Origin of the sequence: Modestobacter sp. VKM Ac-2985 (assembly GCF_026967925.1) — a bacterium.
Taxonomy (GTDB): Bacteria; Actinomycetota; Actinomycetes; order Mycobacteriales; family Geodermatophilaceae; genus Modestobacter.
On sequence record NZ_JAPVBI010000001.1, the window covers coordinates 442,375 to 467,010 of the forward strand.

General features: G+C 75.5%; 22 protein-coding genes and 1 riboswitch. Of the genes, 9 read left to right on the plus strand and 13 right to left on the minus strand.

What is annotated here, in order from left to right:
* The first annotated feature begins 61 nt into the window (after positions 1-61).
* The 3 genes from O2V61_RS02000 to O2V61_RS02010 are packed head-to-tail and all read left to right on the plus strand — an operon-like array spanning position 62 to position 3,869.
* Positions 62-523, plus strand: a complete 462-nt coding sequence (locus tag O2V61_RS02000) for a hypothetical protein (RefSeq protein ID WP_269181663.1) — start codon at positions 62-64, stop codon at positions 521-523.
* A 56-nt stretch (positions 524-579) separates the two neighbouring features.
* Positions 580-2,280 (plus strand): ABC transporter, encoded by a 1,701-nt coding sequence (locus tag O2V61_RS02005; RefSeq protein ID WP_269181664.1) that lies wholly within the window; start codon positions 580-582, stop codon positions 2,278-2,280.
* Complete coding sequence (locus tag O2V61_RS02010) at positions 2,277-3,869, plus strand: YfjP family GTPase (protein WP_269181665.1); 1,593 nt, start codon at positions 2,277-2,279, stop codon at positions 3,867-3,869. The genes O2V61_RS02005 and O2V61_RS02010 overlap by 4 nt, the downstream gene beginning before the upstream one ends.
* Before the next feature lie 74 nt (positions 3,870-3,943).
* On the opposite strand, the gene O2V61_RS02015 is transcribed toward O2V61_RS02010, so the two are convergent.
* From O2V61_RS02015 to O2V61_RS02035, 5 genes are all read right to left on the minus strand, one after another.
* Positions 3,944-5,206: an MFS transporter gene (locus O2V61_RS02015; RefSeq protein ID WP_269181666.1), complete on the minus strand. Its 1,263-nt coding sequence runs from the start codon at positions 5,204-5,206 to the stop codon at positions 3,944-3,946.
* A 55-nt stretch (positions 5,207-5,261) separates the two neighbouring features.
* Positions 5,262-6,797, minus strand: a complete 1,536-nt coding sequence (locus O2V61_RS02020; RefSeq protein WP_269181667.1) for a precorrin-2 C(20)-methyltransferase — start codon at positions 6,795-6,797, stop codon at positions 5,262-5,264.
* A complete protein-coding gene (locus O2V61_RS02025) occupies positions 6,794-7,414 on the minus strand; it encodes a precorrin-8X methylmutase (RefSeq protein WP_269181668.1) in 621 nt (206 codons plus the stop codon). Before O2V61_RS02025 ends, O2V61_RS02020 begins: the two co-directional genes overlap by 4 nt.
* A complete protein-coding gene (gene cobG, locus O2V61_RS02030) occupies positions 7,414-8,607 on the minus strand; it encodes a precorrin-3B synthase (protein ID WP_269181669.1) in 1,194 nt (397 codons plus the stop codon). Before cobG ends, O2V61_RS02025 begins: the two co-directional genes overlap by 1 nt.
* A 65-nt stretch (positions 8,608-8,672) precedes the next feature.
* Positions 8,673-9,386, minus strand: coding sequence for a DUF4383 domain-containing protein (locus tag O2V61_RS02035; RefSeq protein WP_269181670.1), 714 nt, complete (start codon positions 9,384-9,386; stop codon positions 8,673-8,675).
* Between the two features lie 132 nt (positions 9,387-9,518).
* Here O2V61_RS02035 and O2V61_RS02040 point away from each other — a divergent pair, with 132 nt between their 5' ends.
* The gene (locus O2V61_RS02040) at positions 9,519-9,848 is read left to right on the plus strand and encodes a tetratricopeptide repeat protein (protein WP_269181671.1); all 330 of its coding nucleotides are present in this window, start codon (positions 9,519-9,521) and stop codon (positions 9,846-9,848) included.
* Positions 9,849-9,914: 66 nt separating this feature from the next.
* Here the strand turns inward: O2V61_RS02040 and O2V61_RS02045 are convergent, their stop codons facing one another.
* Positions 9,915-11,507, minus strand: coding sequence for an alanine/glycine:cation symporter family protein (locus tag O2V61_RS02045; RefSeq protein ID WP_269181672.1), 1,593 nt, complete (start codon positions 11,505-11,507; stop codon positions 9,915-9,917).
* Positions 11,504-11,941, minus strand: coding sequence for a universal stress protein (locus O2V61_RS02050; protein ID WP_269159729.1), 438 nt, complete (start codon positions 11,939-11,941; stop codon positions 11,504-11,506). Before O2V61_RS02050 ends, O2V61_RS02045 begins: the two co-directional genes overlap by 4 nt.
* Before the next feature lie 188 nt (positions 11,942-12,129).
* On the opposite strand from O2V61_RS02050, the gene O2V61_RS02055 reads away from it, so the two are divergent.
* Both O2V61_RS02055 and O2V61_RS02060 read left to right on the plus strand, forming a co-directional pair.
* Entirely contained in the window at positions 12,130-12,642 is a 513-nt protein-coding gene (locus O2V61_RS02055; RefSeq protein ID WP_269181673.1) for an FKBP-type peptidyl-prolyl cis-trans isomerase, read from the plus strand.
* Between the two features lie 71 nt (positions 12,643-12,713).
* Positions 12,714-13,070, plus strand: coding sequence for a VanZ family protein (locus tag O2V61_RS02060; protein ID WP_331254213.1), 357 nt, complete (start codon positions 12,714-12,716; stop codon positions 13,068-13,070).
* A 10-nt stretch (positions 13,071-13,080) separates the two neighbouring features.
* Here O2V61_RS02060 and O2V61_RS02065 read toward each other — a convergent pair whose 3' ends face one another.
* The 6 genes from O2V61_RS02065 to O2V61_RS02090 are packed head-to-tail and all read right to left on the minus strand — an operon-like array spanning position 13,081 to position 21,094.
* Positions 13,081-13,680 carry a GNAT family N-acetyltransferase gene (locus tag O2V61_RS02065; RefSeq protein WP_269181675.1) on the minus strand — a complete coding sequence of 200 codons (600 nt, stop codon included), beginning with the start codon at positions 13,678-13,680 and terminating at the stop codon, positions 13,081-13,083.
* Positions 13,677-15,815, minus strand: coding sequence for a penicillin acylase family protein (locus tag O2V61_RS02070; protein WP_269181676.1), 2,139 nt, complete (start codon positions 15,813-15,815; stop codon positions 13,677-13,679). Before O2V61_RS02070 ends, O2V61_RS02065 begins: the two co-directional genes overlap by 4 nt.
* Positions 15,812-17,647, minus strand: coding sequence for an IucA/IucC family protein (locus O2V61_RS02075; protein WP_269181677.1), 1,836 nt, complete (start codon positions 17,645-17,647; stop codon positions 15,812-15,814). Before O2V61_RS02075 ends, O2V61_RS02070 begins: the two co-directional genes overlap by 4 nt.
* Positions 17,644-18,237, minus strand: a complete 594-nt coding sequence (locus tag O2V61_RS02080) for a GNAT family N-acetyltransferase (RefSeq protein ID WP_269181678.1) — start codon at positions 18,235-18,237, stop codon at positions 17,644-17,646. The genes O2V61_RS02075 and O2V61_RS02080 overlap by 4 nt, the downstream gene beginning before the upstream one ends.
* Entirely contained in the window at positions 18,234-19,586 is a 1,353-nt protein-coding gene (locus O2V61_RS02085) for a lysine N(6)-hydroxylase/L-ornithine N(5)-oxygenase family protein (protein ID WP_269181679.1), read from the minus strand. The genes O2V61_RS02080 and O2V61_RS02085 overlap by 4 nt, the downstream gene beginning before the upstream one ends.
* Positions 19,583-21,094, minus strand: coding sequence for a pyridoxal phosphate-dependent decarboxylase family protein (locus O2V61_RS02090; protein WP_269181680.1), 1,512 nt, complete (start codon positions 21,092-21,094; stop codon positions 19,583-19,585). The genes O2V61_RS02085 and O2V61_RS02090 overlap by 4 nt, the downstream gene beginning before the upstream one ends.
* A 108-nt stretch (positions 21,095-21,202) precedes the next feature.
* On the opposite strand from O2V61_RS02090, the gene O2V61_RS02095 reads away from it, so the two are divergent.
* From O2V61_RS02095 to O2V61_RS02105, 3 genes are read left to right on the plus strand one after another with little or no spacing between them, the layout of a single operon-like run.
* Positions 21,203-21,934, plus strand: a complete 732-nt coding sequence (locus O2V61_RS02095) for a siderophore-interacting protein (protein WP_269181681.1) — start codon at positions 21,203-21,205, stop codon at positions 21,932-21,934.
* Positions 21,931-23,175, plus strand: a complete 1,245-nt coding sequence (locus O2V61_RS02100) for an MFS transporter (RefSeq protein WP_269181682.1) — start codon at positions 21,931-21,933, stop codon at positions 23,173-23,175. The genes O2V61_RS02095 and O2V61_RS02100 overlap by 4 nt, the downstream gene beginning before the upstream one ends.
* On the plus strand, positions 23,172-24,515 hold the full coding sequence (locus tag O2V61_RS02105) for an MFS transporter (protein WP_269181683.1): 1,344 nt from the start codon (positions 23,172-23,174) through the stop codon (positions 24,513-24,515). The genes O2V61_RS02100 and O2V61_RS02105 overlap by 4 nt, the downstream gene beginning before the upstream one ends.
* 27 nt (positions 24,516-24,542) lie before the next feature.
* Positions 24,543-24,621: riboswitch (cobalamin riboswitch) on the plus strand.
* The last annotated feature ends 15 nt before the right edge of the window (positions 24,622-24,636 follow it).

Consider the following 24,636-nt stretch of genomic DNA (forward strand, 5'->3'; position numbering starts at 1 on the left):
GTCCCGGCCGCGGACCGTCGGACCCACGGTGCAGAGTGGGGGACGACGGAGGTGGTGTGCAGTGCTGGGCGAACCGCGGGCGGTCGACCTCGACCCGCTCGACCTGGAGAGCGCGCTGCTGCGCGCGGCGGTCGGTGACTATGCGGCCGAGGCGGCGGTGCTGCTGCTGGCCGACTCCGGCCACTGGCTGCCCCGGTTGCAGGTGGCCGGCCTGATCACCATCGCGCTCGACGCGGACGCGACCGACGGTGGGCCGTGGGCGGCCGTCCAGTGGGCCGACCTGGACGGCGCCCTCCGGTCGGGCGTGATCGGTGGCAGCGGTGGGCAGTTGCGGCTGCTGCGGGCGGCGGCGAGCCTGGCTGAGGGCCAGCCGCTCGACCTGGCCGACCTGACCGCGGGGCTCGACCGCGAGGAGCTGGTCCTCCTGCTGGCGGCGCTGTCCCACGCGGCCGGCAGCCACGAGCACGACGACGGTGACGGCGCCTCGGCCGGCCCGGTCGTGCCCTGGCCGCTGCGCGACTGACCGGACCCGACCCTGCCGAGGGGTGGGCGGTCGGCGTCCCGGGCAAGATCCCCGGCATGACCTCCCCGCCCGGGCTGCCCGACGCCCTGCAGCAGCTGCGCGATCAGGTCGCCTCGGCACCGCTCGGCCTGGCCGTCCCCGGCCGGGACACCGCCGCCCGCACCGCCCGCTCGGTCGTCGACCAGGTCGACGACTACCTGCTGCCCCGCCTGCGCGACCTGGACGCCCCGCTGCTCACCGTGGTCGGTGGCTCGACGGGCGCCGGCAAGTCCACCCTGGTCAACAGCGTGCTCGGCGCCCGGGTCACCACCCCCGGCGTGCTCCGCCCGACGACCCGCGCCCCGGTGCTGGTCTGCGCCCCCGCCGACCGGGCCGCGTTCGCCGGTGACCGGGTGCTGCCCGGGCTGACCCGCACCACCGGCGGGGAGGCCGGGCCCGGCGGGCTGCAGCTCGTCGTCTCCGAGTCGCTGCCGGCCGGGCTCGCCCTGGTCGACGCCCCGGACGTCGACTCGGTGGTGGAGGCCAACCGCGACCTGGCCGGGCAGCTGCTGGCCGCTGCCGACCTGTGGGTCTTCGTGACGACGGCGGCCCGCTACGCCGACGCCGTCCCCTGGGACCTGCTGCGCACGGCCCAGGAGCGGGGGACGGCGCTGGCCATCGTGCTGGACCGGGTGCCGCCCGAGGCGGTGGTCGAGGTCGCCGACGACCTGGCCGGGATGCTGCGCCGGGCCCGGTTGGAGAGCGCCCGGCTGTTCGTGGTCGAGGAGCGGCCGCTGGCCGACGGCTTCCTGCCCGAGGAGCAGGTCGCGCCACTGCGTGAGTGGCTGCACGCGCTCGCCGCCGACGCCGAGCAGCGGGCCGCGGTCATCCGGCAGACCCTGGCCGGGGCGCTGGAGAGCCTGCACGACCGGGTGGACGTCGTCGTCGCCGGTGTCGTCGACCAGGCAGCCGCCGCCGAGGCGCTGCAGGCCGCCGCGGACGCCTCCTACGCCCGGGCGCGGGCGGCGATCGACGAGGGGGTCGGCAACGGCAGCCTGCTCCGCGGCGAGGTGCTGGCCCGCTGGCAGGAGTTCGTCGGCACCGGCGAGTGGATGCGCACCCTGCAGGGCCACGTGGGCCGACTGCGCGACCGGGTCACCGCCGCGTTCACCGGCAGGAGCAACCCGGCCGACGACCTTGCCGGGGCCCTGGAGTCGGGCGTCGAGCTGCTGCTGCGGGCCGAGGCGGACCGGGCCGCGGAGAAGACGGTCACCAGCTGGCGGACCCTCCCCGGTGGGATCGACCTGCTCGACGGCCGGGAGACCGAGCTGGACGGCGTCTCGCCGTCGTTCGCCGGTGCCTCGGCCGACGAGGTCCGGGACTGGCAGGGTGCCGTGCTCGAGCTGGTGCGCAACGAGGGGGCGGGCAAGCGGTCGCGGGCGCGGCTGCTGTCCTGGGGCGTGAACGGCGCGGGCGCGGTGGTGATGGTCGCCGTCTTCGCGTCCACCGCAGGGCTCTCCGGCGCGGAGCTGGCTGTCGCCGGCGGCACGACCGCGGTCGGCCAGCGGGTGCTGGAGGCGGTGTTCGGGGACGCGGCCGTGCGCGAGCTGGCCGCCCGGGCACGGGCCGACCTGGACGCCCGCGCCGACCGGCTGCTGCGCGCCGAGCAGCGCCGCTTCGACGCGCTCCTCGCCGACGTCGCCCCGGCGCCCGGGGCCGACGTCGAGCTGCGGTCGGCCGCCCAGGCGCTGGCTGCCGCTCGTGGGGCCGGCGCGTGAGGCTCGGACGGCGCAGCGACCTGTCCCTGACCGATCGGCTGGCCGCACTGCGCGAGGCCGTCGAGGTCGCCGAGGAGCGGCTGGAGGTGCCCGAGGTCGGTGACGCCCGTGCCCTGCTGGCCAAGGCCGGCGCCCGGGAGGCGCTCGGTGACGCCACCGTCGTGGCGCTCGCCGGGGCGACCGGCAGCGGGAAGTCCACCTTGTTCAACGCGCTCAGCGGCAGCGAGGTGAGCACCCCGGGCGTGCGCCGGCCGACGACCGGGGTGGCGCACGCCAGCGTCTGGGGGGACCACGGGTCCGACCGGCTGCTGGACTGGCTGCAGGTGCCCCGCCGGCACCGGGTCGAGGCGGGTGACCCAGCGCTGGACGGGCTGGTGCTGCTCGACCTGCCCGACCACGACAGCGTCCGGCTGGAGAACCGGCTGGAGGTCGACCGGCTGGTGGAGCTGGTCGACGTGCTGGTGTGGGTGCTCGACCCGCAGAAGTACGCCGACGCCGCGGTGCACTCGCAGTACCTGGCGCCGCTGGCCGGGCACGCGGGCGTGCTGGTCGTGGTGCTGAACCAGGTGGACCGGCTCGATGAGCCGGCCGCCCGCGCCTGCCTGGCCGACCTGCGGGGGCTGCTGGACCGGGAGGGCCTCTCGGCGACCCCGGTGCTGCCCACTGCGGCCCGTACCGGTGCCGGCCTGCCCGAGCTGCGGGCCGAGCTGGGCCGCCGGGTGGCCGCCCGTCGGGCGGCGACCGATCGGCTGGCCGCCGACGCCCGTGCCGCGGCGGGTGCGCTCGCCCAGCACTGCGCGCCCGACGCCGGCCCCGACCGCAGCCGGGACCCCGACGAGTGGGCCGGGCTGACCGAGGCGCTCGCCGACGCAGCCGGGGTGCCGGCCGTGGTCGGCGCCGTGGAGCGCTCGGCCCGCCGCCGCGGTGCCGCGCACACCGGGTGGCCGGTGCTGCGCTGGATGGGCAAGCTCCGGGCCGACCCGCTGGGCCGGCTGCACCTGGGCAACGAGGCGGCGCGCAGCTCGCTGCCCCCGGCCGGCGCGGTGCAGCAGGCCGCGCTCGTCGCGGCGCTGCGCCGGGCACGGGACGCCGCGGGGCAGGGGCTGCCGCAGGCCTGGCGGGACGAGCTGCGCCGCACCGCCGAGTTCTCCGAGGAGCGGCTGGCCGACCGGCTGGACCGAGCGGTCACCGGCACCGACCTCGGCCCGGACCGCACACCGCTGTGGCAGCGGGCCGTCGGCGGGTTGCAGTGGCTGCTCGTGCTGGCCGCGCTGGCCGGGGCGCTGTGGCTGCTCGGCCTCGTCGGCCTGGGGCTGCTCCAGCTGGACGACGTCGTCCCGCTGCCCCGGGTGGAGGGCATCCCGCTGCCGACGCTGCTGCTGGCCGGCGGCCTGCTCGCCGGCCTGTTGCTGGCGCTGCTGGCCCGGCCCCTGGTGCACGCCGGCGCGCGGAGACGAGCCAGACAGGTGCGGCGGCGGCTGCTGGACCGGGTCGGTGAGGTGACCGACGAGGAGGTGGTCGGGCCGCTCACCGAGGCGCGCGAGGACCACTCCCGGTTCTGCGCGGCGGTGACCCGCGCCGGCAGCTGAACCGAGGTCTCTCCCACGCAGCTCGTGCTCTGCTCACTCCTGGTGAGCAGAGCACAAGCTGCGCAGGAGGGTGGTCACCGCTGGTCGAGCGCGGCGGCGGGAGCCCGGTGCACGGACTCCGGGACGGGCGCGGCGGGACGGCGGGCGTGCAGGGTCAGGCCGACCACCGCCAGCAGGGCCAGCACGATGACGGTCACGCCGTAGACCAGCGCCGTCCGCTCCAGCCCGACGAACCCGGCCGCCACCCCGGCGGCGATCGCCGGGACGCTGAATGCCAGGTAGCTGGCGGTGAAGACCGCGGACAGCAGCGCGGCCCGCTGCCCGGGGGCGACGCCCTGGGTGACGGTGGCCATCGCGCCGAGGAACGCCGCCCCGAAGCCGAAGCCGGAGACGACCGCGGCGACGAAGAACAGCGGCAGCGAGCCGGCGGTCAGCGCGGCCACGGTGCCGGCCACCCCGACGGCGAAGACCAGGGCGCCGGCGACCATCGACCGGGCCGGCGCCACGGTGCGCATCGACAGCGAGCCGACCAGGCCGGTGCCGTTGAGCGCGAGGATGACCAGGCTGCCCACCACGTGGTCCTGCACGCCGAAGACGCCGGCCACCAGCGACGGGCCGAGCGAGGCGTAGAGCCCGCCCAACGCCCAGGTGGCGACCAGGCAGGGCAGGACGACGACGAACGCGCGGCGCTGCGAGGCGGGCACCTGCACGCTGGGCCGCAGCGACCGCACCGCGCCGGGCAGCCGGGGGGAGGACTCCGGCAGGAACACCCACACCCCGGCGGCGGCGGCCACGCACAGCACGGTGAGCGCGCCGAAGACCCAGCTGGTCGGTGCGGGCAGGAACTCGACCGCCAGCCCGGCGCTCACCGCACCGACCGAGAGCCCCACTGCGGGGGACGCCGAGTTGACCAGGGCGCCCAGCGGCCGGTCCGGGCGCTGCAGGTCCAGCAGCGCCGCGCCGAACGCGCCGGTCAGCGCCCCGGTGGCCAGCCCCTGGACGATGCGGGCCAGCAGCAGCCACCCCACCCCGTCGGCGGTCAGGAACAGCACCATCGAGACGGCCTCGAGCAGCAGCGCGGCGGCGAGCACCGGGCGGCGGCCCACGTGGTCCGACAACGCCCCGACCACCAGCAGCGACAGCAGCAGGGCGAAGGCGTAGACGCCGAAGACGACGGTGATCAGGCCCGAACCGAAGCCGAACTCCTCGGCGTAGACCCGGTAGAGCGGTGAGGGCACCCCGGAGGCGGCGAGCATCAGGGTCAGCAGCACCGCCACCGACCAGAAGGCGGCGGGCCGCGCGAGCTCACGACGTGGCACGACGGTTGTCAAGGCCATCGACGTCCCGTCCCTTCCCACCGAGGGCAGAAATGGCCATTTCTGCCCTCGGGCGTCACCCGGGGTAGCGGCGGGAGGTGTAGACCTGGCCGGACGGCGTCACCCGGGTCTGGGTGGAGCCGATCATCACCAGGCAGCGCATGTCGACCATCTCGGGGTCGAACTCGCCGAGGGTGGTCACGGTGACCGACTCCTCCGCACCGCCGACGTCCCGGCCGATGACGACGACGGTCTCCGGCTTCCTGACCTCCAGCAGCGCCTGGTGCGCCTCGCCCAGCTGGTGCGGCCGGGCCTTCGAGCGCGGGTTGTAGAGCGCGATCACCAGGTCGGCGGCGGCCGCGTGCCGCAGCCGGTCGAGCACGACCTCCCACGGCTTGAGGACGTCGGACAGCGAGAGGATCGCGAAGTCGTGCCCGAGCGGCGCCCCCACGCGGGAGGCCACCGCCTGCGCGGCGGTGAGCCCGGGCAGCACCCGCACCTCCACGTCGGGGAAGTCCTCCGCCGCCACCTCGAGCACCGCGGCGGCCATCGCGAACACGCCGGGGTCGCCGCTGGAGACGACCGCCACCCGCCGTCCGGACTGCGCCAGCCGCAGCGCCGCCGCCGCCCGCTCGGCCTCCACCCGGTTGTCGCTGGGGTGCCGGGTCTGCCGGGGGTTGACCTCCACCCGGTCCAGGTAGGGGCCGTAGCCGACCAGGTCGTCGGCGCGGGCCAGCGCCTCGGCGGCCTCCGGTGTCGTCCAGCTGCGCTGCCCGGGGCCCAGGCCGACGACCACGACGTCACCGCGTCGGGGCCCGTCGTCCTCGGCCCGTTCGGGGTGGTTGCCCGGCCCGGTGAGCTCGCTGGGCAGCAGGGCGAGCGAGAAGTACGGGACGGTGGCCGGGTCGACGTCGGCGAGCGGCTCGACCCGCTGCCGGTCGGTGGTGGCCCGCTCCACGTACCAGGCGCGGTCCAGCACGCCGGCGGCGTCGAACGCCTCGCGCACGTTGGTGAAGGTGCGGCCCAGCTTCATCACCGCAGCCGAGTCGGTGGTCGACAGCCACTCGGCGAGCTCGTCGGTGGGCAGCGTGCCGGGCAGCACGGTGAGCACCTCGTCCCGCTCCACCAGAGGCCGGCCGAGCACCGCAGCCGCACCGCTCACGCTGGTGACACCGGGGACGACCTCGGTGGGGTACCGGTGGGCCAGCCGCTTGTGCATGTGCATGTACGACCCGTAGAAGAACGGGTCGCCCTCGGCGAGGACGACGACGTCGCGGCCGGCGTCCAGGTGCGCTGCCAGCCGGGCGGCGGCGGCCTCGTAGAACTCGTCGATCGCCCCCTGGTAGCCGCCGGGGTGCGCGGTGGTCTCGGTGGTCACCGGGTAGACCAGCAGCTCCTCGACCTGGCCCTCGCGCAGGTAGGGCGCGGCCAGCCCGCGCGCGACCGAGCGGCCGTGCTGGGCGGCGTGGAAGGCGACGACGTCGGCCGCGCCGATCAGCCGGGCGGCCTTGACCGTCACCAGTTCCGGGTCCCCGGGCCCCAGCCCGACCCCGTACAGCCGCCCGGTCACCGGTGCCCCCCCGTCCACCAGAATGGCCATCTTGGTGGTCATTCGGCGGTGCTCGCGAGCGCGTTGACCGCGGCGGCGGTGATCGCGCTGCCGCCCCGGCGGCCGCGGACGGCGAGGAACTCCAGGTCGGCGGCGGCCAGCGCCTCCTTGGACTCGACCGCGCCGATGAAGCCCACCGGGATGCCGATGACGGCGGCCGGCCGCGGGGCGCCGTCGCGGACCATCTCCAGCAGGTGGAACAGCGCGGTCGGGGCGTTGCCGATCGCGACGACGGCGCCGTCCAGCCGGTCGCCCCACAGGTGCATCGCCGCTGCGGTGCGGGTGGTGCCCATCTCCCGGGCCAGGTCGGGGGTGCGCGGGTCGTTGAGGGTGCAGACGACCTCGTTGAACGCCGGCAGTCGCTTGCGGGTCACCCCGGAGGCGACCATCTGGGAGTCGCACAGCACCGGGGCGCCGGACTCCAGCGCCTTGCGGCCGACCCGGACGACGTCGGGGGAGAAGGCCACGTCGGCGGCCAGGTCGACCTGCCCGCAGGCGTGGATCATCCGGACCGCGACCTGGGCGACGTCCTCGGGAAGGCCGGACAGGTCGGCCTCGGCCCGGATCATGGCGAAGGACTGCCGGTAGATCTCGGCGCCGTCGTGCTCGTAGGAGTACATCAGTCCTCTTCGATCCGGAGTTCGTAGCCGGACGGTGTCGCGACGACGTCGACGACCCCGCCCTGCGGTCGGCCGCAGCGGCGTTCGCAGCCGGCCCAGTGCTGTCGGGCGCCACCGGCGGGCAGCGTCCGGGTGGAGACGGCGGTGACGGCGTCGGCGCGGACGTCGGCCAGCGACTTGGCGCAGCCCGGGCGGCCGGCGCAGGTGGTCACCTGCAGCCAGGGGCTCGCCTCGTCGAACACCATGCCGGTGCGGAACAGGTCGACGGCGGCGTCGTCCACGGCGTCCTCGGCCAGGTCGGGCACGACCACGCTGCGCCACGGGGTCAGCTGCACCTCGTCGGCGAGCCGGGCGAGGAGGTCGGCCTGGTCGGCGGTCAGCCGGCCCAGCGGGACGACGCCGATCAGCGCCGTCCGGCCGTCGAGCTGCGTCGCCGCCCCGACCGGCCCCACCACCGCCGCCCCCGGCACCTCCACCGAGGGGCCGGAGTCGCGACCTCGGCCCCTGAGGCGGGTGGCGACGCGGGTGGGGCCGTCGGCGAGCTCGGCCAGCCGCCAGGCGGTCGAGCCCTGGACGGTGCGCTCGGCGAGGAAGGCGCGGGTGGCGTCCAGGGCGAGGGCGACCGCGTCGTCCGGGGCACAGCGCAGGCCGGAGTCCGCGCCGCCGAGCAGCAGGGCCACCGAGTCGGCGGACAGCGCCAGCAGGCCGACGTCCCCGCCGAGACCGGCGACGTCGCCCCGCCCGTCGTCCAGGGTCAGCAGGAAGCGGCCGGGCAGCTCGGCCAGCGCCGGGTCGGCGCGCAGCCCGGCGTCGAAGGCACCGACCCACGGCCGGACGTCGACGTGCCCGCCGGGGGTGCGCCCGGACAGCGTGCTGGCCAGCACGTTGCGCACCCGCTCGTGCGTGGCGCTGGGCAGCAGGCCGGCGGCGGCCAGCCGGTCGCCCAGCTCGGCCTCCGCGCCGGCCGGCAGCCCGCGCAGCTGCACGTTGCCCCGGCTGGTCAGCTCCAGGTGCCCGTTCCCGAGCTCACGGGCAGCCGCCGCGAGCGTCTGCAGCTGCTCGGCGCCGATCGCCCCGCCCGGCACCCGGACGCGGGCCAGCCCGCCGTCGGCGGCGGCGTGGGTCTGCAGCGCGCCGGGGCAGGCGTCGGCGCGCTCGCGCGGAGCGGGGAGGGAGGTCCCGGGGAAAGACATGGCGACCGCGAGGCTACTTCCCGACGGCCCCGCCGCACCGGGGCCGTCGAGCCCGCCCCACCGGCTCAGGTCAGCGACGTCCGGTCGAAGGACATCCAGACGCGCCGGCGGTCGGCCCGGGTGCGCACCTTCGCCATCGCGTCCACCCGGCGCTGCTGCTCGGCGGTGGCGCGGTGCTCGACGACGGCGAGCTCGGCCTCCCGCATGTCGTGCTCGGCCGCCGCCTCCTCCGGGGTCTGCGGCAGCTGCGGGTCGAGGTCCTCGGGGGAGACCTCCGGGCCGGTGTCCTCCTTGTACGGGCTGTCGTCCGGCAGGTTGCCGCTGACCCGGCCGTAGGCGCCCAGCGTCAGCAGCACCAGGCCGGCGCCGATGGAGAAGATGACGTTGGCCATCGAGAACGCCAGCAGGTTGTACTCCGTCTCCAGCACGGCCAGGTTGGCCAGCGCGGAGATCAGGAACAGGATGCCGAGCACCAGCATCGTGTTCGACGCCGCGCGCGGCCCGAGGAACGCGGTGACGACCAGCACCAGCGCGGTGACCACCGAGATCGTGGAGAGCAGGCCGTTGGAGGACAGGCCGGCCACCTCGCCGCCGTCGGTGGAGAAGTAGGCCAGCCCGTCGGCGAAGCCGAGCAGGCCGAAGGTGAGCAGGATCAGGGCGACCACCACCGCGCCGACGCGCTGCACGGTGTAGACCACCGACCCGCCGCCCTCGTCGGTCTGGTTCGCGTCGCCCGACCGGTTCGGCCGACGGTGTCGCAGGTTCTCGCGCACGCCCATGGTTGCCTCCGTCGTGTGGATGACCAGACGTCGGTGCTTCGTCGGCGACGGCCCGGACGGATGCGCGGTGTGCTCGACACGCCGGGAAGAGTCCAGGGGACGGCGCCGTTGGCAGCCCGTGGAAGGAGCGTCATGACCCAGCCGTACGAGATCGACCTGCACTCGGAGTACCTGCGCGCGGACCTCTTCTTCGCGATGGGACAGCCCGCGGAGGCCGCCCGCGTCCTGGAGGCGGTGCTCGCCGCCGAGCCGGAGAACCAGGCCGCGCTGGAGCTGCTGGCTCGCAGCTACTTCGGTTCGGCCCAGCTGAGCCGCGCGGAGGAGGCGCTGGCCCGGCTGGTGGAGCTGGCCCCGGCCAACGGGTGGGCCCGCCGTGCACTGGCCCGCACCCTGGAGCGGCAGAACCGCGGGGCGGACGCCGCCGTCCACCACCGCGTCGCCGACGCCCTCGGCGCCGCGTGACCGACGCTCGCTGAGCTCGTCGTCCGGCGGGTGCTCCCGGTCAGGAGCACCCGCCGGAGCGACGGGTCAGCGGTCCTCGACCGAGGGCGGCGGGTTCGGGGTGCTGCCGTCGACGCCCGTGGTGGCGGCGGTGCTGCCGGTGGTCGGGGAGGGCTTGATGCCCCGCTCGGCGACCGGCAGGAGCGCCCCGTCGGCCAACCGCTCGCGGTAGCCGAAGAGCTCCCGCTTCACCACCCGGCTCAGGATGTAGAGCCCGATGATGTTCGGCAGCGACATCAGGAAGATCATGCTGTCGGAGAAGCCGATCACCGCGTCGAGGGTCGAGGAGGCCCCGATGACGACGAAGATGCAGAAGATCAGCTTCCAGGTCCGGTCCACGAACATGGACTCGCCGAACAGGTAGGTCGACGCCTTCAGCCCGTAGTAGCTCCAGGCCAGCATGGTGGAGTAGGCGAAGAGGATCACCGCGATCGCCAGCACGATCGGGAACCAGCCCGCCACCGTCTCGAAGGCGGCCGAGGTCGTCTCCACGCCCGGCGCACTCGCCTCGTCCGCCCAGGTGCCGGTGATCACGATGGCCAGCGCGGTCATCGTGCAGATGACGACGGTGTCGATGAACGGCTCCAGGACGGCGACGTGGCCCTCGGTCGCCGGCTCGTTCGTCTTCACCGCGGAGTGGGCGATCGCGGCCGATCCCAGCCCGGCCTCGTTGCTGAACGCCGCCCGCCGGAAGCCCTGGATGAGCACGCCGACGACGCCGCCGAACCCGGCCTCGGGGCTGAACGCCGTCCGGATGATCTCCCAGAGGGCATCGGGGATCTGGGTGAAGTTGGCGAACAGCACGGAGAGGCAGGCGATGACGTAGAAGACGGCCATGAACGGGACGAGCTTGTCGGTGACGCGGGCGATGCTCCGGATCCCGCCGATGATCACCGCGCCGACCAGGATCGCGAGCACCAGGCCGAAGACCGCGCCGGCCGCCCCGAACCCGAGCCAGCCGTCCTCACCGCCGGTCACCGACTGGGCCTGGGCGAAGGCCTGGTTGGACTGGAACATGTTCCCGCCACCGACGGCCCCGCCCAGGGTGAAGATGCAGAACAGGACCGCGAGGACCTTGCCCAGCGTGCCCTTGCCCTTCTCCTTCAGCCCCTGGCTCAGGTAGTACATGGGGCCACCGGAGACCCGGCCGTCGGGGTACACCCGGCGGTACTTGACGCCGAGGGTGCACTCGACGCCCTTGGTGCACATGCCGACGAGGCCGGCGATGATCATCCAGAAGGTCGCCCCCGGTCCGCCGAGGGAGATCGCCACCGCGACCCCGGCGATGTTCCCGAGGCCCACCGTCCCGGAGACGGCGGTCGCCAGCGCCTGGAAGTGGGTCACCTCCCCGGCGTCGTTCGGGTCGTCGTACTTGCCCTTGATCAACTGGATCGCGTGACCGAAGGCCCGGAACTGGAAGCCCTTCAGGTAGATCGTGAAGAAGATCCCGGCCAGGACCAGCCAGACCACGATCAACGGCAGCACGACGCCCTCGTCGATGAAGGTCAGCGGGACGCTGTAGAAGACGATCCCGACGATGAAGTCCGAGATCGGCGCGAAGACGTCGTTGACCTGCTCGTCGAACGTGGCGGCCTGCAGGGAGGAGAGCGACGTGTTCACGGGACCACCAGGACCGGGATCGGGGACAGTTGGATGAGGCTGCTCGGGGTGGACCCGAACAGCAGCGTGCGCACCCGGCTCTGGCCGACCCGGCCGACGATGATCCAGGCGGCGTCCTCCTCGCGGGCGAGGGAGACGAGCGTCTCGGCGGGGTGTCCGTGCCGGACGACGCCCTCGACGGTCAGGTCGCCGGCGGCCGACAGCCGGGCGACCGCGGGGTCGAGCACCCGCTCGCGGGCCGACTTCGCCTCGCGTTCCTTGTCGATCGTGCGGCGTTCGTTCTCCTCCGCCGTGGAGAACGAGTAGGGCGACCAGGGGACGACGCAGGCGAGCACCAGGCGCAGGTCGTGCCTGCGCGCCGCGTCGGCAGCGGCATCAGCCGCTCGCCCGCTCGCCTCGCTCCCGTCGAGCCCCACGATGATCGATGCGGACATTGGGTGACCCCCAGCCGTCGCGGACGTTTCGGGAAAGCTAGTGGCAAGGAACGGCCCACCGCCAGACGGAAGAGGGCTTCACCGTCCAAGCTGTGATGTGCTGGGGACCGCGCGGCCGGCGTCCTGGACCGGCCCGCCGCGCCTGATGCCCGCCCCGACTCGAGCACCTGCTCGGCCAGGAGAACCCCATGGACCACCGCACCGTCCGTCGTACGCTGCTCGCCCTCCCGCTGTCGATCGCCCTGTCGCTCCCGCTCGCCGCCTGCGGGAACGAGGAGTCGGCCGGGTCGGCGGTCGGGGAGGTGGCGGCCGAGATCTCCACCGACCTCAGCGTGCGCCCCGAGGTGCCGGCGTCCGACGCGCCGGTGCCCACCGAGCTCGTGACCGAGGACGTCGTCGTCGGGGACGGCGCCGAGGCCACCGAGGGCAGCACTGCGCAGGTCAAGTACGTCGGCGCCTTCTACGAGACCGGCGAGGAGTTCGACGCCTCCTGGGACCGGGGCGAGGACGAGACCCTGCCGGTCCCCCTCGGCGCCGGCCTGGTGATCCCCGGCTTCGAGCAGGGGATCGAGGGCATGCAGGTCGGCGGCCGGCGGGTCATCACCATCCCCAGCGACCTCGCCTACGCCGACCAGCCCCCGGCGGGCATCCCCGTCGACGCTGACCTGGTGTTCGTCGTCGACCTCGTCTCGGTCGACTGAACCCGACCGCCGGGACGGACCGCCGTCCCAGCCGCGGCCGGTGGTGGGCCCGCGGGCTGCTCGTCGGCTACCTGGCCCTCGGTGCGTTCGTGACGTTGCGGCCCACCCCGATGGGCCGGTTCTCCGGCCCGATCACCCGGGCGGTGATCGAGGCCACCGACCTCCGCTGGTCGGTGGCCTTCCCGCTGGTCGAGCGCGGCGGGAACGTGCTGCTGTTCGTGCCGCTGGCGTTGCTGCTGTGCTGGTCGCTGCCCCGGTGGCCGCGGTGGGCGGTCTGGCTGCTGTGCGTGTCCGGCTCGGTGGGCATCGAGGTCGTCCAGGCGCTGTTCCTGCCGGCTCGGTACCCGTCGCTGGTCGACATCGGAACCAACAGCACCGGCGCCGCGATCGGCGTCGGGCTGCACTGGCTGCTCACCCGCCGCCGCTGAGCCCCGGCCGTCAGGACGCCGGCTGGTGCCCGGGAGCGACCGCGGCCAGCAGCGCATCGAGGACCTCCCGGCGCAGGAACGCCAGCCGCGCGCGCTTGGTCGGCAACTCCACCTCCGGACCGAGCTCGAAGCCGGTCCGGCGCAGCCGCTCCAGGGCGACCTCGTTGGCCGCGTCGGGCTCGACGACGACGCGTCGGATGGTCGGGTCCGCGAGCGCGACCGCGCCGAGGGCGGCGGCGAGCCGGAGGGTGAAGCCCGGCTCCGGGGTGGTCGCGGGGGCCAGCAGCACGTGGACACCGAGGTCACCCGGTTCGACGTCGTACACCTCACCCACCGGGTCGGCGGCCGGCTGGTAGGTCTGCAGCAGCCCGACGGGCCGGTCGTCCACGGACACCAGCCAGGCGTGGTGGGTGTCCAGCGAGTCGACGTAGGCGTAGATGTCGCGCACCTGCTCCTCGGTGTGGTCGGTCATCCCCCAGAACCGGGCGCGGTCCTCGCGCACCCAGGAGTGCACGAGCGGGGCGTCGCGGTCGGGGTCCAGGCGGCGCACCTCGAGGGTGCGGCCGTCCCCGAAGGGGTGGGTGCCCTCGGCGAGGCGGGCATCGGTCACGGGATCTCCTCCGGTCGGGCGGGTGGGACGGGGACGAGGTCGGCGGGCGGGACGGGGATCAGGGAGCCGCGGGCCCAGAGCGGGGTCTGGTCCTCGGCGTGCGGGCCGGGCACACCGTCGGCACCCAGCGGCACGACCCAGCGGCTGGCGTCGCGGTCGGCGAGGTCCCAGACGTAGCGGGCCACCGGTCCGCGCAGGCACCGGTCGGTGAGCCCGGGCAGGCTCGCGGTCGCCAGGACGCAGGTGGTGTCGCCGGACAGCGGCAGCCCGTCGGCGGGCCGGACGACGGTCTCCTCCCAGCCGGTGCCGTCGAGGGAGTGCACGGTGAGCAGCCGGTGCGTCGACCCCCAGGCCGGCGCGGGGGTGGTCGCCGCGTCGGCGAGGGCGTCCTGGAGGAGCGCGTCGAGGTCGACGCCGTGCCGCGGGAGGACGTCGAGCAGTCGCTCCAGTGCCGTCCCGACCCGTTCGACGGGGGAGAGCCACGGGGCCAGCACCTCGGGGGCGCCGGTCGGGTGGTGCAGCGGGGCCAGCAGCGGCAGCTCCAGGACCCGCCGGACCAGGGCGCTGCGCCAGGCGGCGAAGGCCCCGGCGCCGTGGCTGTCGGCGTCCATCCGGCCGTCCCAGGCCAGCAGCTCCGCGCGCAGCCGGGCGGCGGTGGTGCCCGTCTCGGGCGCGGTGGCCCGGCGGAGGGCGTCGAGCAGCCCGGTGGCGGGTGAGGCGGTGTCGACCAGCAGCTCGGCGAGGTCGTCGACCCGCAGACCGGTGCGGTCGCCGACGAGGGCGCGGAGCCGGGCGGCGCGGTGCGGTGCGGCGAAGACCGTGCCGTACGGGACGACGTCCGGGCGCGCGTCGTTGGCGGTCACCGCGACGCCGTCCCACGGTGCGCCGTCGGAGACGCGCAGCCCCGCCGGGGGAGGGCAGGTGCCGCGCCAGGCGTGCGCGCGGTCCCACGCCGGGACCGGGTGCCAGCGGTTGGCCGCCGCCCGGTCGGGGACCCGGCCGGCGACCAGCTGGCGCACGTCGCCGGTCGTGTCGGCGACCAGCACGCTGTTCACCGGCTCGACCCAGGAGGCGAGGGCGGCCTCGACGTCCCCGGCGATCCGCGCGCGCAGCAGCCGCGGCAGCGCCTCGAACCCGAGGCCGGCGTCCACTCGGCTCGGGGCCCGCAGGCTCAGCGCCTCGGGCACCTCGCCCCCGGACCAGGACGGCACGACCACCGGTCCGCGGGCGGTCTCCACGGTCTCCACGGTCACCGGCTCGCCGTCGCGGACGGCCAGCCGGACCGTCGCCGTCTCGGCCGGCTCCCAGCCGTCCGGCCCGAGGGCCAGCAGCCGGTCACCGTCGCGGCGCAGCCGCTCCCGGTAGAGGTCCTGGTGCACGGCCATCGCGTTGGTCACCGCCCAGGCCACCGTGCCGGTGTGCCCGAAGTGCGCGACCCCCGGGACGCCGGGGAAGGCGAGCCCGACCACGTCGAGGGCCTCGGGCCCGTCGACCACCAGGTGCACCTGCTGGTAGACGCCGGGGCGCTCCAGCACCCGGTGTGGGTCGCCGGCGACCAGGGGCAGCCCGGACGCCGTCCGGGAGCCGGTCACCGCGACCGCGTTGCTGCCGTCCGGCGGCCCCAGGCCGAGCGCGGCGGCGAGGTCGGGCCCGAGCCGCGGCCCGAACGAGCGCAGCAGGTGCCCCCGCCAGACCGTCGTCCCCAGCGACCCGAACAGCACGTGGTGGACCAGGAAGATGCCCAGCGGGGTCCACGGCTGCCAGCCGCCGTGCCCGCCCCGGGGCAGGCCGAGCGCCTGCAGCTCGGGCGACCGCGCGGCGCCCTCGGCCAGGCCGTCGCGCACGCCCGCCACGTAGGCGGCGACCCAGCACCGGGTGTCCGGGTCGAGGGCGTCGTGGCAGCGACGGGCGGTGTCGTCGAGCCGGGCGCGGGCGGCGAAGGTGTCCCAGGACAGCCCGGCGGCGCCGACGTGCGCGGCCAGCGTCGCCTCGCTCCGCCAGCGCTCCACCTCCAGCTGCCACGCCCGGTCGACGGCGGTGACCCGCCCCTGCGCCCAGGCGAGGTCGTCCAGCGAGCCGGCCCGCACGGTCGGCACGCCCCACGGGTCGCGGGTCACCCCGGCCGGTGCGGTCACCGGTGCGGGGCCGGTGCGTGCGGGGCGACCGGGTTGGCCAGCGTCCCGGCGTACAGCAGCGAGGACGCCTGATCGGCCAGGTCGACCATCTGGGTCGTGTTGCGCAGCTGCAGCCGGTTCAGGCAGGAGTGCTGGAACTCTCGGGTGAAGAGGTCGAAGCGCCGGTGCAGGTCCGGATGGGCGTCCCGGTGCCCCAGCAGGCAGTCGGCGACGCAGCCCCAGACCTCCTCGGCGTCCAGCAGCCCGTCGGCGTCCAGCACGCCGGCGAGGTACCGGAGGAACCCGTCGAAGACGTCGGTGAAGACCGACAGCAGCCGCACGTCGTCGTCGTAGGTGACGCGCACCCGCTCGACGCCCGGGGGCAGCGGCCGGTCACCGAAGACGGCGACCTCCTCCCCGACGTCCTTCATCAGGACCCGGCTCGGCACCGAACCGTCGAGCACGAGGATGACGTTCTCCCCGTGCGGCATGAAGGCGAGGTCCTGGGCGAGCAGGCAGTGCACGACCGGGCGGAGGTAGGCGTCGAGGTAGCGCCGCAGCCAGCTGCGCGGGTCCAGGCCCGAGTCGGCGACCAGGCCGCTCACCAGGGAGCGGCCCTCGGCGTCCCGGTGCAGCAGCGCCGCCATCGTCATCGTCCGCTCGCCCGGCGCCAGCCGCGGCACCGGGCTCTCCCGCCAGAGTGCGGCGACCATCCGCTGGTACGGCGAGCGCAGCCCGCGGGCGGCCATCCGGTGGTAGGCGTCGCCGGTGTAGCCCACTGACGCGAGCTCGCGCAGCACCCCAAACCCGCTGGCCACCAGCTCGGGGTCGCCGGTGACGACCTCGGCGACCCAGTCGTTGATCGCCGGGGTCGCTCGCATGTAGGCCGGCGAGAGCCCGCGCAGGAACCCCATGTTCTGGATCGCCAGCGCCGTCTTGACGTAGTGCCGGTCGGGGCGGTCGAGGTCGAAGAACGTCCGGATCGACTGCTGGGCCTGGTAGCGGTCCTCGCTGTGGCCGACCGGCACGAGGTCGTGCCGGCCGACGTCGGCGGCGAAGGTGACCGCCAGCCGGTGCTCCCACTGCCACGGGTGCACGGGCAGGTAGAGGTGGTCGGCGGGGTCCAGGCCCAGCGACCGCAGCCGGTCGGCGAAGCGCGCGAGCAGCTCCTCGCCGAGCTGGCTCTCGTACAGCTGCTGCTCCTCGACGCCCTCGCCACAGGCGAGGTGGGTGTGCTCCCGGCGGGCCGCCAGCCAGACCAGCCGGACCGGGGCCCCGGACTCGGGGGCGTAGGCGGCGGTGTCGGCCAGCCCGAAGCCGATCCGCCCGTTGTTGGCGACGAACGCCGGGTGCCCCTCGGTCATCGAGCGCTCGACGGTCTGCAGGTCGGCGCGGGCCAGCTCCCGGGCGTCGGTGCGGCGGTGGTGCAGCTTCCAGGCCACCCCGGCGAGGGTGGCGCTGACCTCCTCCAGGTAGGTGCCCAGCAGCTGGTCGGGGATCCCGAGGTCGTGCTGCAGCTCGTCGACGAGGGCGAGTGCGTCCAGGGGTGCGTCGGCGCCGTCGACGGTGCGGGTCACCGAGGTCGGGTCGACGTCCCAGTGCTCGAGCGGCAGCACCCGCGCGGCGAACCGGTAGCGGACCCCGGGGGCGGTGCGCAGCGACCACCAGGTCCGCCGCAGGTCGTCGGCCTGGCCGCCGTCCGCCTCGGGGGTGATCAGCCGCTCGTGGCTGAACTCCGACAGCGCCTTGGTGACGACGTGCCGGTGCGCCCGGGCCATCGCCACCGGCTCGAGGTGGTCGGCGCCGAGCGGGACGGCGTCCGCCGACGTCAGCTCGGTCGTGGCCGCGCTCATGCCAGCACCCCGCCCAGCTCGCTCGCCGCGAAGGACGCCGGCGTGCAGGTGCTCAGCGCCGCCGTCTTGTGCCCCAGGTCGACCAGGCCGTGCTCGACGAACCCCGCGGCCCGGTTCTTGGCCCGGATCGCCGCGTTGCGCGCGTCCGGCTCGACGACGACCCGGCGTGCACCCGGGCGGTCCAGGCTGAAGCGCACGACCGCCGCCATCACGGCCGAGGTCAGGCCGCGGACGGGCGGGGCGCCCTCGGCCGGCGGGGCGACGAGGACGTGCATCCCGACGTCGCCGGGTTCGGCCGCCCAGACGCCGACGAGCTCCCGGTGGCGGGGGTCGTAGGTCTCGGCGAGGAACGCCGGGGCCCCGTCGACCCGGCCGAGCCACGCGTCGTGGTGCGGGTCGGCGGTGATCGCGGCGTAGGCGGTGTGCACCGCGTCCGGTTCGGCGTCCTGCATCAGCCAGTAGACCGAGCGCGGGTGGGTGACCCAGGCGTGCAGCAGGTCCAGGTCGCGGTCGAGGTCCAGCGGTTCCAGGGTCAGCACCCCGACGGGCGTGCGGACCGACCAGGGGGGCGCGGCGGGGACGGTGCTCATCGCAGGGCCCCGGTCGCCGTCAGCCCCGCCTCGTCGGGCAGCCCGTCGGCGTCCTCGAGCTCCACCCCGAACTCCTGGTAGGCGATGTGCTCCTCGACCGGGTAGACCTCCCGGCCGCACATCGCGTTGACGATCACCGAGTTCCGGTAGGGGCCCATGCCCAGGTCGGGCGCGGTGAGGCTGTGGGTGTGCTCCTCGGCGTTCTGCACGAAGACCTCCCCGCCGGTGACGTCCACGGCGTAGTCCAGCGCCACGTCGTACCGGCCGCGCGCGTCCCAGCGGATCCGGTCGCGCACCGGGTCGAGGAACGCGGGCACCCGGGACCGGTAGCCGGTCGCCAGGACCAGCCCCCGGGTCGGGCGGGTGACCGTGCGCCCCTGCTCGGCGTGGTGCAGCCGCAGCTCGTAGCGCCGCTGGTCGGCGTCCCAGGAGGCGCCGACCACCTCGACGCCGGTGTGCAGCGACGAGGGCACCGCACCGCGCCGTCCCGTGCGGTAGAGGGTGTCGTAGATGGTGTCCACCAGGGTGCCGCTGATGCCCTTGTAGAGGTGGCGCTGCTCGCGGGCGAGGGCGTCGCGCCGCCCCATCGGCAGGGCGTGGTGGTAACGGGCGTACTCCGGGGAGGTCATCTCCAGGGTCAGCTTCGTGTACTCCATGGGGAAGAACCGGGGCGAGCGGGTGAGCCAGTCGACCCGGTACCCGAGCCGGTCGGCGTCGGTGAGCAGGTCCAGGTACACCTCCGCGGCGCTCTGCCCGCTGCCGACGACGGTCACGTGCCCGAGGGTCTGCAGCTCCTCCTTGTGCGCCAGGTAGTGCGAGCTGTGCCAGGCCGGGCCGGGCAGGTCCCGCACCGGCTCGGGGACCCACGGCGCCGTCCCGACGCCGAGCACCAGCCGCCGGCCCAGGTGCACCTCCGGCTCCCCGGTGCGGACGTCGCGGGCGTGCACCCGGTAGGCGCCGGCGGCGGCGTCGTGCTCGATCCGCTCGACGCGCCGCCCCCACCGCAGCCCGGGCACCCGCTCGGCGACCCAGCGGCAGTAGGCGTCGTACTCGGCGCGCAGCGGGTGGAAGTCCTCGCGGATGTAGAAGGGGTAGAGCCGGCCGGTCGCCTTGAGGTGCGCCAGGAAGGAGTACGGCGACGTCGGGTCGGCCATGGTCACCAGGTCGGCGAGGAACGGGACCTGGAGCGTGGTGCCCTCGATCATCATCCCGGGGTGCCAGGAGAACTCCTCGTGCTCGTCGAGGAAGACGCCGGACAGGTCGGGCACCGGGGCGGTGAGCGCGGCCAGGCCGAGGTTGAACGGCCCGATCCCGATGGCGACGAAGTCGTGCACGGGGATGCCGCTCATGCCCCGACCCGCCCGCCGGCGAGGGCCAGCGCCGCCGGGGCCGCCGTGGACCCCGCCAGCAGGTCCTCGCCTGCCGCGCGGACGAGCTCGACGACCGCGCGGACGTCGGCCCGGGTGGTCGCCGGGTTCAGCAGGGTCAGCTTCAGCCACGGGCGCCCGTCGATGACGGTGCGCGCGACGACCGCCTCCCCCTCCTCGAACAGCCGCTCGCGGATGCCGGCGACCAGCTGGTCGGCGGCGGCCGGGTCGAGCGGGCCGTCCGGGCCGAGGGGGCGGTGCCGGAACAGGACGGTGCTCAGCGTCGGTTCGCTGTGCACCTCGATGTCCGGGTCGGCGCACAGGTCCTCGTGCACCTGGACGGCCAGGTCCAGGCACGCGTCGAAGGCCGCACCGATCGCGTCGGCCCCCATGGCGCGCAGCGTCACCCACAGCTTGAGCGCGTCGAAGCGCCGGGTGGTCTGCAGGCTGCGGTCGACCTGGTTCGGCGCCCGCTCGCCGCGCGGGTTGAGGTAGGCGGCGTGGTGGGTGACGTGCCGCAGCGTGGCGGCGTCGCGCACCAGCACCGCCGAGGACGCCACCGGCTGGAAGAAGGTCTTGTGGAAGTCCACGGTGACCGAGTCGGCGCGCTCGATGCCGTCGAGCAGGTCCCGCCGGCGGCGGGACACCAGCAGCCCGCCGCCGTACGCGGCGTCGACGTGCAGCCACGCGCCGATCTCCGCGCAGACGTCGGCCACCGCGGAGAGCGGGTCGATCCGGCCGAGGTCCGTGGTGCCGGCGGTGACGGACACCGCCATGACGACGTCGCCGGCGGCGCGGACCCCCGCGGCGACCTGCCGCAGCGCGGCCGGGTCCATCCGGTGCCGGGCGTCGGTGGCGACCGGCAGCACCGCGTCGGCGCCGAGCCCGAGCAGGCGGGCGGCCTTGCCGACGCTGAAGTGCGCCTGGTCGGTGGCGAGGACCCGCAGCCGGGCGCCCGGGGCCAGCACGCCGCCCGGCAGTGCGGCCAGCGCCTCGTCGCGGGCCAGCAGCAGCGCGTGCAGGTTGGACTGGGTGCCGCCGCTGGTGAACACCCCGTCCGCGTCGGGGCCCAGGCCCGCGCGGTCGGCGGCCCAGGCGATCAGCCGGCGCTCGATGAGGGTGGCCGTCGTCGACTGGTCGTAGGTGTCGACCGAGGTGTTGACCGCGGAGGCGAGCAGGTCGGCCGCCAGCGCGGGGATCGCGACCGGGCAGTTGAGGTGGGCCACGTAGCCGGGCTCGTGGAACCACACCGCGTGCTCGAGGTAGAGCCGGGAGGTCTCCTTGAGGGCGGAGAACGTGTCACCGAGGGGCGCGTCCAGGTCGACGCCGGCCACGAGCTCCTCGAGGTCCTGCTGCGGCGCCCCCGACCGGGGGCGGCGGACCACCCGCACGCGGTCGGTCAGCGCGCCCAGCGCCGCGGTGACGACCGCGGCGTAGTGGTCGACCGTCGACCCCGAGAACAGGTGTGCGGTCGGCGTGTGCTCCGTCACGAACGAGCCCCTTCGTAGGTTAGCCTCCCCTAAACACGGCGGACGGTACACGGGGCTCGGACCCGGTGCGCGGGGGTCCTGCCGGGGTCACGGCGAGAGGGACGAGCGATGCAGCACGGCTGGGAGGGCGTGGTCCTCAAGGCGATGCGCGGTAAGGACTTCGTCCTCACCGTGCGCGGGAACGAGCGGGTCAGCGAGCAGTACCAGCGGGTCCGGGTCTCCGACGGCGGGCTGCTCGCCGCCTGCCCGCCGCACCCCGCGATGTGGGTCCGGCTGTGGTTCTCCCATGACGGGCGACCCCACCAGCGGGCCTACACGCTCGTCGACCCGGACCCGGTGGCGGGCACCTTCGACCTCGAGTTCGCCCTCCACGACGGCCCGGCCGCGGACTGGTCCGTCGCGGTGCAGCCCGGCAGCACCATCGAGGCGACGGTGCAGGGCACCCGCGAGGCCCAGCCGCCGTCGGCGACCCGGGTGGTGCACCTCGTCGGTGACCCGGCGTCCCTGCCGGCGGTGAACTCGCTGTTGGACGCCCACCCGACGACGCCCGCGCGGGTCTGGCTCGAGGCCGGCCACCCGGCCGACCGCGACCTCCCCGTGCGCGCCCGGGCCGGGCACGAGGTGGTGTGGGTCGACCGCGACGGCGCCGCTCCGGGTGAGGCGCTGCAGGCCGCCGTGACGGGTGCCTGGGCCGCGGACGCGGCAGCCGACCCGGCGCAGGACTGGTTCTGGGTGGCCTGCGAGGCAACCGCCACCCGGGCGCTGACCCGGCACCTGCGCCGCGACCTGGGCGTCGGCAAGGACCGCGTGTCCGCACTCGCCTACTGGCGCACGACGTGACCGCCCCGTCCACACCCGCCGTCGCCGAGACCTCGCCGGTGGCGGCGGGCCGACCGCCGTGGGCGCTGCTCACGACCCTGTGGGTCACCCAGTACGTCGGCATCGGCTTCCTCACCGTCGGGCTGGTCGCGATCCTGCGGGCCGACGGCGTCTCCCTCGCCGACCTCTCGCTCATCTCGCTGCTCGGCCTGGCCTGGCCGCTCAAGCTGCTCTGGGCGCCGCTGCTGGACCGGTACGGGTCCCGGCGGCTCGGGCACCACCGCTCCTGGCTGCTGGTCCTGCAGAGCGGCATGGTGCTCGCACTCCTCGCGCTCCTGCCGTTCGACGACCCGGCCGCCTCGCTCGGCCCGCTCGTCGTCGTCTGCGCCGTCTACGTGCTGCTGTCGGCGACCCAGGACGTGGCGGCCGACGCCCTGGCCGTGCGGCTGCTGCGCCCGCAGGACCGCGGGCTCGGCAACGGCGTGCAGGTGGGCGCCAGCTACCTGGGCACCGTGCTCGGCGGCGGTCTCTGCGTCCTGGTGTACGACCGCGCAGGGTGGACCGCGGCGGTGCTGCTGCTCGCGGCCCTCACCGTGGTCGCGCTCGCGGTGGTGCTCCGGTTCCGTGAGCCGGCCCGCGACCCGCGGCCACCGGGCAACGCCGCCTGGGCCGCGTTGATCGGGGTGTTCCGCCGCCCCGGCGTGCCGGTGTGGGCGCTGGGCGTCGTGCCGCTCGTCTACGGCGGTGCAGCCGGGGTGTACGCCCTGCCCAGTGCCGCGCTGGTGGACGCCGGGTGGTCGCTCACCCGCATCGGCGTGGTCACCGGCGTCGTGATCAGCGTGCCCGCGGCGCTGGCCGGCCCGCTCGCGGGGTGGCTGGTCCGCCGCTGGGGCCGGGCGGCGGTGCTCGTCGGCGGCGGTGCCGCGCTGGCGGTCTCGACGGCCGGACTGGTCCCGCTGCTGCTGGGGTCGGCGCCGCTGGTCGGCACGGTCGTGGCGCTCAGCGGCTTCCTCGTCGCCTACACCGCGCTCAACGTCGTGGTCTACACGGTGAGCATGGACCTCTCCCGCCCGGCCACGGCGGGCACCGACTTCACCACGCTGACCACGGTCCCGCTGCTCGCCTCCTTCCTCACCGCCTCCGCCGCGCTCGCCACGGCGGCGCTCGTCGGGTACGTCGCCTCGGCGGCCGTGTGGTGCGGGGTCACCCTGCTCGGCGTCGCCCTGGGCGTGCGGTGGCTGCGAGCCGCACCTCTCCGGTGACCGCCGCCCCCAGCGAGCGGCCTGCCGTCCGGCCCCGGCGGCTGCCGCTGCTCGCGGTCGAGGCGGCGACGTTGCTCTCCGGCACGGCCAACGGGGTCACCGCCGTCGTCCTGCCGTGGCTGGTCCTCGAGCGCGGCGGCGGCGCGGCCGGCGCCGGCCTGGTCGCCGCCGGGACGGCGCTGCCGCTGGTGCTCACCGCGGTGCTCGCGGGCGTCGTCGTCGACCGGGTCGGCCGGCGCCGGGTGTCGGTGGTCTCCGACGTCGTCTCCGCGGCGGCGGTCGCCGCCATCCCGCTGCTGGAGCTGGCGACGGGCGGGCTGGGGCTGGGGACGGTCGTCGCGCTGGCCGCCCTCGGGGCACTGCTCGACCCGGCCGGGGTGACCGCGCGCGAGGCGATGCTCCCGGAGGCCGCTGCGGCCGCCCGGCTCCCGCTCTCCCGGGTCAACGGCGTCCACGAGGCGGTGTGGGGGTCGGCGTTCTTCATCGGGCCGGCGATCGGTGGCGTGCTGATCGGCCTCGTCGGCACGGTCCCGGCGCTGTGGGCCACGACGGTCGCCTTCGGGCTGTCGGCCGTCGTCGTCGCCCTCGTCCGGGTCCCCGGCGGAGGGCGCCCGGACCCCCGGGCGGAGTCCTCCGGCAGCGCGGTCCGGCGGGTCCTCACCGACACCGCCGAGGGGATCGCGGTGCTCCGCAACGACCGGCTCGTGCGGTGCGCCGCCCTGGTCGCCGTCCTCGTCTCGGCGACGTACCTGCCGATCTCGGCGGTGCTGCTGCCGGTGCTGTTCGAGGAGCAGGGCGCCCCCGGCCGGCTCGGCCTGCTGCTCCTGGTGATGAGCGGCGGCTGGGTGCTCGGGAGCCTGCTGCAGGGGGCGCTGGGCCACCGGCTGCCCCGCAGCCTCGTGCTGCGGGTCGCCACCGTGGGGGCGTCGGTCGCGCTCGTGCCGTTCGTGGCGCTGCCGCCCTACCCGGTGCTGCTCGGCTGCGGTGCGCTCGCCGGGCTGCTGTTCGGCCCGATCAACCCGCTGGTCAACCTGGCGTTCCAGCGGCGGGTGCCGCCGCACCTGCGCGGTCGGGTGCTGGGGATCGTCGCCTCCGGCGCCTACGCCGCCGGGCCGGCGGGGCACGTCGCGGCCGGCGTGCTGGTCGACACCACCGGGCTGCGCACGGCCTTCGCCGTGTTCGTCGGCGCCGTCGTCCTGGCCGGGCTGTCGGTGCTGGTGATGCGCCCGCTCCGCGAGCTCGACGACCTGCCGGACGGGGAGGTGCTGCCGGTGAACGGGCCCGTTCCCGGCGGGATCGAACCGGTGCTGCCCGGGTCCCGGGAGCCTGCGGCCCGGTAGCGTCACCGGCACATCACGGCAGTGCGCGAGGAAGCCGGTGCGAACCCGGCGCGGTCCCGCCACTGTGAGCCTCGGCGTCGACGACGCGGAGGCGAGCCAGACACTCCGGCTGCCGTGCTCG

Bases quoted from the DNA above. Each gene is read 5' to 3' on its own strand.
- O2V61_RS02085 (WP_269181679.1), bottom strand. From the start codon at position 19,586: ATGAGCGGCATCCCCGTGCACGACTTCGTCGCCATCGGGATCGGGCCG.
- O2V61_RS02055 (WP_269181673.1), top strand. From the start codon at position 12,130: ATGGACCACCGCACCGTCCGTCGTACGCTGCTCGCCCTCCCGCTGTCG.
- O2V61_RS02095 (WP_269181681.1), top strand. From the start codon at position 21,203: ATGCAGCACGGCTGGGAGGGCGTGGTCCTCAAGGCGATGCGCGGTAAG.
- O2V61_RS02050 (WP_269159729.1), bottom strand. From the start codon at position 11,941: ATGTCCGCATCGATCATCGTGGGGCTCGACGGGAGCGAGGCGAGCGGG.
- O2V61_RS02020 (WP_269181667.1), bottom strand. From the start codon at position 6,797: ATGACCACCAAGATGGCCATTCTGGTGGACGGGGGGGCACCGGTGACC.
- O2V61_RS02075 (WP_269181677.1), bottom strand. From the start codon at position 17,647: ATGAGCGCGGCCACGACCGAGCTGACGTCGGCGGACGCCGTCCCGCTC.
- cobG (WP_269181669.1), bottom strand. From the start codon at position 8,607: ATGTCTTTCCCCGGGACCTCCCTCCCCGCTCCGCGCGAGCGCGCCGAC.
- O2V61_RS02005 (WP_269181664.1), top strand. From the start codon at position 580: ATGACCTCCCCGCCCGGGCTGCCCGACGCCCTGCAGCAGCTGCGCGAT.
- O2V61_RS02015 (WP_269181666.1), bottom strand. From the start codon at position 5,206: ATGGCCTTGACAACCGTCGTGCCACGTCGTGAGCTCGCGCGGCCCGCC.
- O2V61_RS02025 (WP_269181668.1), bottom strand. From the start codon at position 7,414: ATGTACTCCTACGAGCACGACGGCGCCGAGATCTACCGGCAGTCCTTC.
- O2V61_RS02080 (WP_269181678.1), bottom strand. From the start codon at position 18,237: ATGAGCACCGTCCCCGCCGCGCCCCCCTGGTCGGTCCGCACGCCCGTC.
- O2V61_RS02035 (WP_269181670.1), bottom strand. From the start codon at position 9,386: ATGGGCGTGCGCGAGAACCTGCGACACCGTCGGCCGAACCGGTCGGGC.
- O2V61_RS02040 (WP_269181671.1), top strand. From the start codon at position 9,519: ATGACCCAGCCGTACGAGATCGACCTGCACTCGGAGTACCTGCGCGCG.